Here is a 12280-nt window from a genome sequence, read left to right as displayed (position 1 = left end):
TTCATCCCCCTTGTTCATCCTTGAATTGAAACGGCAGCACCAGCGTCATGACGGTATAACCCCCCAGCTCGCTTTCTATCCGCAAGCCGTATTTATCGCCAAAAGCAAGCCGCAGCCGTTCGTGTACGCTGGCCAATCCGATGTTGCTTAGCAAGCCTGAAGACGGGGCCGCCGGCCCGGACAAAATGGCTCCGATTTGCTCCTGTGTCATTCCTACGCCGTCGTCTTTTATAGCAACCTCGATATCTCCGTCATCACGCCTCGCAACCGATACCGTAATTACCCCTTTGCCCTTTGGCTCAATGCCGTGAAAAATCGCGTTTTCCACCAGGGGCTGAAGCGAGAAGCGGGGAATGGGACATTCCAGCAAGGCTTCATTCCGGATGTGGTGCTCCATTTGTATTTTGTTGCCGTACCGGTATTTCTGTATCAGCACGTAATCCTCCAGCAAAGCCAGCTCATCCCGGAGTTGGACCACCTTGCGAATATCCTTGGAAATGCTGCGAAGCAGCCTGGACAGCGCCGTTGTCATCTCAGCAATGCCGGTCGCATTTTGGATCGTGGCCATCCATTTGATCGAGTTTAGCGTATTGTACAGAAAATGAGGGCTGATCTGGAACTGCAGCATCCGGTATTCCAGCTCCTGCTTCTGCTTGGCGTCGGCCAGCCGGTTTTCCATCAGGGCAAGCACATCGCGCGATAGCTTGTTAATGCCGCGGCCGACATCGCCAAGCTCGCTGTTCCATTCAATCCCTCTATCGACGGAAAAATAACCTTGGGCAATTTTGTCCATCCTTTTTTTGAGCTTTTCGACGGGCAAGCTGATGGTTCGGGTCAAATAAAGCGTTATGATCGCACTCAGCAAAAGCACCAGCAGACAGACGCAGATAACGATCAAAATCCAGAAATCGTACATTTTCGCCAGCTGCTTGCCGGATAAAACCTGTTTTAAATCCACGCCTTCGCGGACGGGGTAAGAGACGGCAATACGTTCCTCTCCGCCGCTGTTTACAAGGCTCAGTCCTGTTTTTGCCCCGGTAGGGGTATCCTTCACGTATTGTCTTTCGTTATAATCGGTGGTGACGTGAAGGATCCGGTTGTCCACAATCTGATAATTACGATCATTCATTAATAGCAGCAACTGGCCGTCGGAAGGCAAGGCGTAGCCCTTCAGTTTATCGGTGACAACCGATGTATTGACCAGCAGATAAACAGTGCCGATACGGGATGCGCCGTCACCGTAGATTGGCCAAATGATAGGGATGCCGTCCGAATTGGAAAAAGGGTCGCGAACGACCTGCGCCCACGCCTCCATGGCGTCCTCCGTCAGCCCCGGCAATTGGTTGATATTGTGCGTATTGATCGGCAACGATGCGCCCCCCGCATTGTCGACCTGCAGAAACTTTCCGTTATGGTCCGTGACGATCAAGCGCCGGATATAGGCGTTGGACGGATTGACCCGATAGGCTTCCTGCATGGAAGCAAATACATTAATGGCGTCCTTTGGGCTGGCTTCAGGCGATTGAAAATAGTTTGCGATCAGCGAGTTCGTCACGGAATTCGTGCTGCAGAGCATGGCCAAGCCATAAATGCTAGTCAAATCCTGATCGATAATATGGGAGACAAGCTGCAAATTAAACTCGGTCGCCTGGATGGTCGTTTTTCGCTGAAAGAAAGAGATCATTTCATAGCTGAAATAGGAAAGCATCGCCGCAATCAGCATCGCCAACAAGGTCATGATCAGAATAATCCGGCTTTTGATCGTTGATTTTCGGAACATTGCTTCACCTCGGTTACTTGAACAATCCATATAAGTACGAGTTCAAAAAGTAGCGAACCTTTATAAAGCGTTTACATTGGTATAATAGCATATCCTGATCGCTTTTGGGCAGATTGGGGCAGGCGGCGCGGGGAACAACAAACGATAGTGCATGTTTAACGTAGAATTTTACAGGTTGCAGGGGGCGAAGGGGGTAAAATACGTTTGAAAATACAGATTGAGCGTTGGAAATTGCATCCCAAATCCAGAAAAAAAGAATTAGAATTTTCAATGAAGAGCGAATTTAGCGAAAAGGGGAGTTAAAACATGAAATTAAAACGTTTGACGGGTCTTACACTGGCGGCAGCGCTGTCGGTGGGCACACTGGCGGCATGCTCCGGCAACAATGGCGCTACACCTTCGACCGCACCTACATCGCAAACTACTGCAAGCGCTTCCGAAAGTCCAAGCGATGCCCCGGTTACATTAAAATGGGCGCTGTGGGACTGGGAAGCAACGGCCTACTACCAACCGCTGATTGACGCTTACAAGGCCATCAAGCCCAACGTAAGCATTGAATATGTGGATCTTGGCTCAACGGACTACATGACGATGCTGAGCACTCAGCTCTCCGGCGGCGCGGATCTGGATGTGCTGACCATCAAGGACATTCCGGGTTATGCCAACCTCGTCAAGCAGAATCATCTGGAACCGCTGAACGGCTTCATCGGAGAGCAAGGCGTGGATAAAGCCGCTTACGGCGGAACGGTTGAGCAGATCGAAGTGAACGATGAAGTGTATGCGCTTCCTTTCCGCAGCGACTTCTGGCTGATTTACTACAATAAAGATCTGTTCGACAATGCGGGCGTACCTTATCCCACCAATGACATGACATTGGACCAATACGATGAACTGGCACGGCAACTCACCTCCGGCAGCGGCGTTGAAAAAGTGTACGGAGCGCATTATCATACATGGCGCAGCGCGGTGCAATTGTTCGGCATTCTGGATGGCAAAAACACCGTTGTCGACGGCGACTACGATTTCCTGAAGCCAACCTATGAGCGCATTCTGAAGCAGCAGGAAGACGGCATCGTTATGGATTACGCTACGCTCAAAACATCCAGCACGCATTATTCCGGCGTATTCTACAACAATTCCATCGCCATGCTGAATATGGGCAGCTGGTTTATCGCGACCCAAATCGAAAAAGTAAAAAGCGGAGAGTCGCAAGCCGTAAACTGGGGCATCGTGAAATATCCGCATCCTGACGGCGTTCCTGCCGGTACAACGCTTGGCACGATCACGTCCCTTGCCGTCAACAAAAAATCCGAAAACAAGGAAGCGGCTCTGGATTTCATGAAGTTTGTAACAGGCGAAGAAGGCGCGGCCGTCATTGCCGCCACCGGCACGATTCCTGCGATCAAGAGCGACGAGGTCGTGAGCTCCATCGCGTCGATCGAAGGTTTCCCGAGTGACGAAAACAGCAGGGAAGCGCTGGGAACGACCAAAACGTATCTGGAAATGCCTATGCATGAAAAAAGCGCGGATATTGAAGTGATCCTGAACGAAGCACACGATAACATCATGACCAAAAATACAAGCATCGACCAAGGCTTGGCGGATATGAAATCTCGCGTTCAGCTGGTTTTAGAAAACTAGAGCTTTGGATAGAACCTAAAAAAAGACCACGATAGGAGGGGCGGGCTCAAAGGTGTGTATGCAAAATCCGAGAGGATAGGGTTTGCATGCACGCCCCGGCTCGCCTTTCTTCGGAATCCCTTTTTACAGGAAGGTGCGGAGGGAATATCATGCGGAATGAACGCACAGCGGAAACCCGGAAATTGAATAAAGACATGCTGCCAAAAAGCGTCAGGGAGCACCTGGTCGCATACAGCTTTATCGCGCCTAACTTTATCGGCTTTGCCATATTTACGCTGGTGCCCATGGCCTTTGCGTTTGTGCTGGCATTCGTCAAGTGGGACGGAGCCAATCCGATGAATTACATCGGGCTGGACAATTTTCTTAGACTGGTCAAGGATACGACATTCCACAAGGCGCTTTGGAATACGGTCGTTTATACCGTCGGCGTTGTGCCGGTTACGATGGCATGCGCGCTTGCGCTGGCGATTCTGCTTAATCAGAAGCTGCTGGCCCGGAACTTTATGCGTACGGTTTTTTTCTTCCCGTATGTAGCATCGCTGGTTGCCGTTGCAGCGGTGTGGAACTTTATTTTTAGCCCGACGATGGGGCCGCTCAACAATATTCTGCATGCCATTACCGGCGTGCCTATCGAGGATTTGCCCCGGTGGGCGGCGGACAAGGATTGGGCAATGTTTACGGTTGTCCTGTTTACGGTATGGAAAAACATGGGGTATTACATGGTCATCTATTTGGCCGGGCTTCAGGGGATCAACCCCGAGCTGTACGAAGCGGCGGAGCTTGACGGCGCAAACGCCTGGGGCAGATTCCGCAATGTAACGGTGCCGCAGCTGGCGCCAACGACCTTTTTCGTACTCATGATTCTGGTTATTAATTCATTCAAGGTGTACGACATCTTTATCAACCTGTTTGCGGGAGCGGACAATCAGCTGAATGACGCAACGAGAGTAATGGTGTACCAGATTTACAATACGGCCTTCCGGTCACTGGATTACGGATATGCCAGCGCTATGGCCATCGTATTGTTCCTGCTTGTTCTCGGCATCACCATACTCCAGTTCAAGGGAGAACAGAAGTACGGACAATAGGAGGCATAAAGATATGACAGGCTCAAAGAAAAAAATGAAAGTCGCAACAATGGTGCTGGTATATATGACTTTGGCTGTGATCGTATTGGTCATGCTGGTTCCGTATATCTGGATGCTGTCGGCGTCGCTCAAGCTGAACAAGGATGTTTTTTCGTTCCCGATCCAATGGATACCGGATTTGCCGCGCTGGATGAACTACGTGGATATCTGGAACCGGATTCCGTTGGGGCTGTTTATCTACAATACAGCCAAGCTGTCTATTATCGTAACGGTCCTGCAATTGCTCACGTCAAGCTTTGCGGCGTACGCCTTTTCGAAGCTGCGCTTTAGAGGAAGGCACGCGCTGTTCCTGGGCTACATCGCCACTATCGCCATTCCGTGGCAGGCCTACATGGTGCCTCAATTTATTTTGATGCGTTCCATGGGGCTGAACAATACGCATCTGGCGATTATTTTTCTGCAAGCCTTCTCGGCATTTGGCGTTTTTCTCATGCGCCAGTTTTATCAGAGCATTCCCGACGAGCTGTGTGAAGCAGCGCGCATTGACGGACTTAGCGAATACGGCATTTGGGCGCGCATCATGCTTCCGCTGTCCAAGCCGGCTCTGTCGACGCTGACGATCTTTACGTTCGTATCGACCTGGAACGACTTCCTGGGGCCAATGATTTATTTGACCAAAACGCCGCTCAAAACGATACAGATCGGTTTGCGAATGTTTATCTCGCAATATTCTGCGGAATACGGCCTAATCATGGCGGCCAGCGTCGTCTCCATCATTCCGGTGCTGATCGTGTTCCTCGGCTTGCAGAAATATTTTGTGCAGGGCGTTGCGTCGTCCGGCATAAAGGGGTGACGGCGGCCTGACACCAAGAGAATTGCAGAGAAGGGATCGGAGCGGCAACCGCAATGATTCCTTCTCTTTTTTCCACCAAAACGAAAGGTGATGAAGCAAGCAATCCTCAAATAAATTACTTGAAATGCTTGGCCCATTCCATCGCAAAGGAGATTGTTTATGAAGAAAAAACAGCGCCATGGCACAAGAATTATTTCATGTTTGCTGGCTGTATTGCTGATCGCGGGATTGATTCCCGCAGGGGTTGCGGGAACAGCATCGGCTGCTTCGGCTGGCACTGTGCATGCGGCAGCCTATATGGGCGCGGAATCGGCGGAGGGGACGACGCTTCCCGCAAGTGTGGAGATTGACGGACAATCCAAGCCGGTGGACTGGCATATCGCAGTCGACAGCTTTGCCATTCCTTATGACACCGTGGCCATATCCGGCACGGCCGAAGGCGGCATTCCCGTAGCGGCTCAAGTGCTGATCGTGCCTCCCGCCAATCATCCCCTGGTTTATTTTGTGGATAGCGGGCGCGGCGGAGATTCCGTGGGCAACGGCCCATCAAACTCTCCCTTTTACAATGAATTGAAAGCGCTTGCCGAAGGTTCGCTGCTTAATGATGCACCGGATCAAAGATTTGCGCAAGGCGTTACGGAGTGGGGGTTTGACGACTCCGTGCACAAGGTTAAAAACTCCAAGGACGGGGGACATACCGACCCCGCAACCGATCCTTCCATCTGGACGGTCGGGCTGCGCGTCGATCCCTCAAGCAACCATATCGTATACCGGCTGAAGGCGCTCCAGCCAGGAACGTATACGCTGAGCAGCGGCTTCCATGATTGGTACGGCACCCGCTCCCGCTCGATGCAGCCGGTACTCCAATACAAGGATACGGAGGGGAGTACTGTCAGTCTTGCGCTGGATTCCTTCAACACCAATGTCACCAAAATGATATCCAGCGAATTCACCGTACCGGAAAGCATCGACGAAAGCGCCGGCATGACGCTGACCTACACGTATTTGTCAGGTGAAAAGCCAATCCTCAGCTGGTTCGGCATCGCGGAAGGCGGCATTAAATCGTTGATCGAAGATGCAAAGCAAGCGGCGGCAGCTACCGTTCGCGTCGTGCTGGACGGCAACGATATTCCTGCCGACAACATCAACGGACTGACGTTTAAAGGGTTTGGCGTATTAAGCGCCAACAGCACCAGCGCGCTGCTGCTGGACTACAAATCGCAGCATCCCGAAGCTTACGTGGAGCTTTTGAAGATATTGTTTGGCGGGGAACGTCCCATTATGACCCACGTCAAAATCGAAATGGGCAACGACCGCAACAATTCCACGGGGCCGGACCCGGCGACAAAACGCACGGCCGACGAACCGGCCAACGTAACCCGTCATCCCGGCTTCCAATTGGCCGCAGATGCCAAAGCCGTAAACCCCGATCTAAAAGTGAGCATTCTTCGCTGGAATGCTCCGGCTTGGGCGAACAATAGCAACGACAGAATCTATGACTGGTACAAGGAAACGATTTTGACAGCCTACCGGCAATACGGGTATATGGTGGATTACGTCAATCCGCATATTAACGAGCATGCGCCGGATTTGAACTGGACCAAGCAATATGCCAATCGGGTCAAAATCGACAGCAGCGGCTTTGCCAGCGCCGAAGAGAAAAACCTCTACAACAGCATAAAAGCCGTTATTTCCGACGAAGTGGGCATCGGTAGTTTTGGCGGAAGCATGGTTAGCGACGCTTCCTTGCGCGAAGCCGTTCCAATCGCGGGGTACCACTACAACACCGACGATGACAGCACAGGAAACTTCAAGCGTCTTGCGGAGGAATACGGCATTGAAATCTGGAACAGCGAAGCCCAGGCCACCTTCAGCAATTCGGCTTTCCGTCCCAACAACAACACGAAGGACCCCTCGGTCGAAGGGACGGGGATTGGCGGCGTCGGAAGCGCGCTGGAAATGGGCAACACCATCATTAAAGGGTTCGTCAATTCCAGACGCACGCATTTTATTTACCAGCCGGCAATCGGCTCCTTCTACGAAGGCGGCCAATATTCGTTCAAGGAGCTGGTGAGCGCGCGCGATCCGTGGTCGGGCTGGATTCATTACGACGCAGGCCTTTCCATTCTGCAGCACTTTAGCTGGTTTGCCAATATCGGCTGGGAACCCGAGAGCAACGACGCCGGCATTTGGCGGGCAGTGCCGAAGGCCAGCTACACCGGAGCTACGGGAACCAATCCTGTCAACGGACGCAACGGCACGCCTAGCTATATGACGATGGCTGCGCCGGACAGGAGCGGATTTTCTACCGTTATCGTTAACGACAGCGAATACGAACGCATCTATAAGCTGCAGGCCGTTCATATGGACTATGCAGGCGCTCCTTCCCTGGAGCAATGGGAAACTCGGGCCGCTGGTCATGGAGAAGCGTTTAATCGCAACTACATGCAATATCTCGGCAAAGTGAACGCCGACGGAGCCGGCGTCTATACGGTGCGGGTAAAGCCGTTTTCGATTAAAACCGTTACGACACTGGAAAATAGCGGCCAGGACGTTTATCAGCAGCAGCTTCCCGTTGAAGGCGAGAGGACGGTGCTGGATACCGACCTTACCGGGGAAGTCCAGAACACGGGGGACCGGATTCTGTATGGAGACGATTTTGACTACACCGGCAAAACCGTTCCCGTAATCGGCGCAGGCGGCGAAATTACAGGCTCGCAAAGCTTTATCGAGTCGCGTGGCGGCTCCGGTGGCGCAATTCCCCGATATACCCATGATCGCAACGGGGCGTTTGAAGCTTACCTTGACGAAAGTAGCGGAAACTATGTGCTCCGTCAACAGCTCGACCGCGAAGCAATGGGACTTGGCGGCACCTGGAACAACGGGGAGCCGGTAACCGCAATCGGCGATTACCGCTGGACCAACTATAAGGCGAGCGTGGATGTTTCATTCGAGCGAAACAGCACCTACGGCGGCGCCAATTACGCGGCTATCGGAGCCAGATACCAGGGCGGCGGCAGCTCGCATAGCATTAGCGGAACGCCTTATGTTCTGAAGTTTTGGTTCGACGGCGGCTGGCAGCTGCTCGTGAATAATGTTCAGGTCGCCGGAGGCAATGTCGCAAGCGGCACGGGCGGCGTCAAAATCGAAGGCTTCGATACTTCGCATGATGCGTGGCACAAACTCTCCATTGAAGTAGCGGGTAATCTCATTACCGCATCTATCGACGGAGAGGAAGTCGCCTCCCATGTTGATGCTAGCCCCAAGCTATCGGGAAGGGTTGATTTGGCCAGCGGTTATTATTTTGTGCGCTTCGATAACTTGCTTGTAGAGACAATCGATGGATATGCGCCTTATTATTCCGAAGCGCTGGACGATTTGGAGAAACATGATTTGGGCAACGTTCCTTCGCCCAAGCTTCAGTACCGAGGCCAGTGGGATCAACGAAACGGGCAAGGCATGTACCACTATCAGCGCTCGCTTTCGACCAGCAAAAGCGCGGGCGCAGAGCTGGAATATACGTTTACGGGAACGGGCCTTGATATTCTCGGCCCCAATGACGGCTCCGCAAAGCTGGAGGTGATCGTGGATGGTGAAATAGTCGCCTTGGCGGCGGGAACAATGGCTTCGAGGGAGCTGTATCAAACGTATTCGCTCAGGGGCCTTTCCTACGGACAACATACCGTATCGATAAAGGTCGTGAGCGGAACGCTCACCATCGATGCCGTCGCGGTCGTGTCCGGCGAAGTGAAAGGATTGCCGGATGTCACTTTACTGCTATCCGCGCATCAAAAAGCGCTGGACATCGCCAGACAGCCGGAGTTCCGGGAGAGCGACTGGCTTCTGTTCCAGCGTGTCAGGGATGCTGCCGAAGAGGCATTGGATAATCCGACATCGTACCGGCTGGATCAGGAGGGCGCGGATCAGCTGACATCGCGTCTCGCCTTTGCCGAAAGCCAGCTTTATACGGGAGATATCCGGACGTTGTCTTCGCCTCATTATTCCGCCGTTTACGTTGGAGGAGTTCCTGCGCTGCCGGCGCAGGTGGAAGCGACGCGCGAGGACGGAAATAAAACAATGGTGCCTATAACCTGGCAGCTTGACGGGGCCAGCTTCAACAACGCCTACGATACCGTCAGAATTGTCGGCAAATACGGCAGCTTGGAAAGTGTTGCGTACGTTGAAGTCGTTCCGGAGGATTTGCTCTATTTTGTCGACGTAAACGCAACAGCGGTTGGGGTGACGGCCGGACATTCCGCGGGCAGCACCTTGGGTTATGATTCGCCCGCGTACAAAGCTATTGCGGAGCTGGCGTCTTCATCCGGCACGCCGCTGCTTAATGGCGCACCGGATCAGGTTTTTGGGCCAGGAAAGTTCTGGGGACACGGAGCGGCTAATGCCTCGGGATCGCTGCCGGTATCCTACAAGGGCATTGTGGCCGGACCGTATAGCAAGCAATCAACGACGGGAATTTATACGTCCAATCAAATCGGCGCTGCATTGACGTATACGTTCGACGACGTGCCGGCTGGCGAATACGAAGTGACGATTGGTTCGTACAGCTGGTGGGCGGCTTATTCCCGAACCGCCCAGGTTCAATTCCAATACGGCACGGTCAGCGAAACGGCCGGTTACATTACGCTCAACAATGCTTCGTTCGACGCGGTGAGAACGTATCCGTTATCGAAGACGGACGGCAATCCGCTGACCGTCAAGCTGGCCGCGATCACCGTCAACGAATCGCCTATGCTGTCTTTTATCGGATTGGCGCGTGTAAAAGCCGTTCAGCCGGAGGATACCGTCAAACCGGTTATTACGCTGTTAGGAGAAGTCGAAGTGACTTTGCCATTCGGAGGCCATTATTCGGACGCCGGGGCCACTGCGGGTGATGATCGCGATGGCGACATCAGCGGCAAGATTGCCGTCGTCATCAAGTTTAACGGGAATCCCGTGGATGCTTTAAACCCGACCGTGGCGGGTACGTATACGTTCCACTATAAGGTCAGCGATACCGCCGGCAACGAAGCCGACGAGGTCATACGCACCGTCATCGTTGAGGAGGCAATAACACCGACGCCAACGCCAACGCCGGGCCCAACGGAGTCGCCGGGAGTGACGCCGGGTCCAACGGAGTCGCCGGGAGTGACGCCGGGCCCAACGGAGTCGCCGGGAGTGACGCCGGGCCCAACGGAGTCGCCGGGAGTGACGCCGGCTCCAACGGAGTCGCCGGGAGTGACGCCGGCTCCAACGGAGTCGCCGGGAGTGACGCCGGGTCCAACGGAGTCGCCGGGAGTGACGCCGGGCCCAACGGAGTCGCCGGGAGTGACGCCGGGTCCAACGGAGTCGCCGGGAGTGACGCCGTCTCCAACGGAGTCGCCGGGAGTGACGCCGTCTCCAACGGAGTCGCCGGGAGTGACGCCGGCTCCAACCATCGTGCCCGGCCCAATCTGGACGCCAACTTCCACTCCGGCGCCTACTCCAGCCGCCACTGCCAAGCCGTCTCAACTAATTGCAGGAAGCGGCAATTTGACGGATGAAGGCGAAGGGGTCAAGGGAATCAAGCTGTCGGCAATCGAAAAGTCGGTACTGCTTCAGCTTGCTTTTACAAAATCAATTACAGGCGAACAATTACGCATTGCAAACGATCAGGGCTCTGTAGAGCTGTCTCATTCGTTGTTGAATGAGCTTCTCAAGGCAATGGAAACGGCAGGAGCCGAAGGGGTTGTCTTGCAGTGGTTTGCGGAGCAATCGCGGCATGATTTTACGAGACTGGCTAATCAAACGCTGAATGACGACACACTCTCCTTGACGGCGGCAAGCGATCTTTTCCGATTTGCAATCAACGAAGCCATCCATGATGTCATGAACAGGGTTGCGTTGCAAGAGCCGGTGACATTGGCGTTTAAAGTAGACGATAATGCCAATCCCGATTTGCTTGGCGTATACCTGATCGGTGAGGACGGAACGCTGCACTATGCCGGAGGCGCCTATAGAGACGGGTATATGATTGTGGAAGTGGCGGAATACGGTTCCTATGGCGTGCTGGAATATAACAAATCATTCCTGGATGTTGGCCAAACGATGTGGGCATTCAACGTCATTCAGATGCTGGCGGCTAAACACATCGTTCAAGGAGGCTCGGATTCAAAATTCCAGCCTCAAGCAGAAGTGACGCGAGCAGAATTTGCAGCAATGCTGGTTCGGGCTTTGGGACTACGGGGAGATGGCGAGCCCGGCTTTGCGGACGTGGATCGCAATAAGTGGTATGCGGAAGCCATTACGGCTGCAGTTGGAGCGGGAATCGTCAATGGCCGAAGCAGCAGCTCTTTTGCACCGGAAGATACCGTCAGCAGGGAAGAGATGGTTGTTATGCTCATCCGTGCTTTCGAATATGCTGGCGGAAAAGCAACGGGAGCAAATGGCGGCGAGGATGAACTAGGTGCCACGGGCAATGAAGGGAACGTCAGCGAAAAAGATTTGAACCTTAGCGACAATAACTTGAAGTCACAAATCCTTGCAGCTTTTGATGATGCGTCGCTTATTAGCGAATGGGCGATGGAATCGACGAGCCAGGCGCTGGAGTTTGGTCTGATCAAGGGGAGGGGCAACGACCGTTTTGAGCCGCTTGAGACCTTGACCCGGGCAGAAGCCGCGCAAGTCATAGTTAACCTTTTGAAGCTAATAGCGAAATGACGATTGGATTGTTCCTGTTCTTGAATGAATGTGTTCTGAGGTTATGCCAATTGACAGAGGCATGATTGGTGGCTGGAGTTCGAAAAGGTAGTTGCTTGGGCTAGCGGACATTTTCTTCCGCTAGCCTGCAATTACGGCCATTTGTGGCCGTCAGTGAGTCGAGCATCCGTTCATGAACGCATTTATGCATCAATGAGCGAGCAATGAACGACTAAGCGCATAGTC

Annotated in this window: 5 protein-coding genes; 4 read left to right on the top strand and 1 reads right to left on the bottom strand. The window is 53.3% G+C overall.

All coding sequences use genetic code 11. The features are described from left to right. Position 1: 1 nt before the first annotated feature. Positions 2-1780, bottom strand: coding sequence for a sensor histidine kinase (locus ACX93W_RS08250; protein ID WP_459391814.1), 1779 nt, complete (start codon positions 1778-1780; stop codon positions 2-4). Between the two features lie 306 nt (positions 1781-2086). On the opposite strand from ACX93W_RS08250, the gene ACX93W_RS08245 reads away from it, so the two are divergent. The 4 genes from ACX93W_RS08245 to ACX93W_RS08230 all read left to right on the top strand — a co-directional run bounded on the left by ACX93W_RS08245 (position 2087) and on the right by ACX93W_RS08230 (position 12055). Next, positions 2087-3421, top strand: a complete 1335-nt coding sequence (locus tag ACX93W_RS08245; RefSeq protein WP_459391813.1) for an ABC transporter substrate-binding protein — start codon at positions 2087-2089, stop codon at positions 3419-3421. A 149-nt stretch (positions 3422-3570) separates the two neighbouring features. Further along, positions 3571-4509: a carbohydrate ABC transporter permease gene (locus ACX93W_RS08240; protein WP_459391812.1), complete on the top strand. Its 939-nt coding sequence runs from the start codon at positions 3571-3573 to the stop codon at positions 4507-4509. A 13-nt stretch (positions 4510-4522) separates the two neighbouring features. After that, positions 4523-5362, top strand: coding sequence for a carbohydrate ABC transporter permease (locus tag ACX93W_RS08235; RefSeq protein WP_459391811.1), 840 nt, complete (start codon positions 4523-4525; stop codon positions 5360-5362). Positions 5363-5521: 159 nt separating this feature from the next. Beyond that, positions 5522-12055, top strand: coding sequence for an S-layer homology domain-containing protein (locus ACX93W_RS08230; RefSeq protein ID WP_459391810.1), 6534 nt, complete (start codon positions 5522-5524; stop codon positions 12053-12055). The last annotated feature ends 225 nt before the right edge of the window (positions 12056-12280 follow it).

The sequence above is a fragment of the Paenibacillus sp. CAU 1782 genome, assembly GCF_054551715.1.
This window is presented reverse-complemented; position numbering and strand designations above follow the sequence as displayed.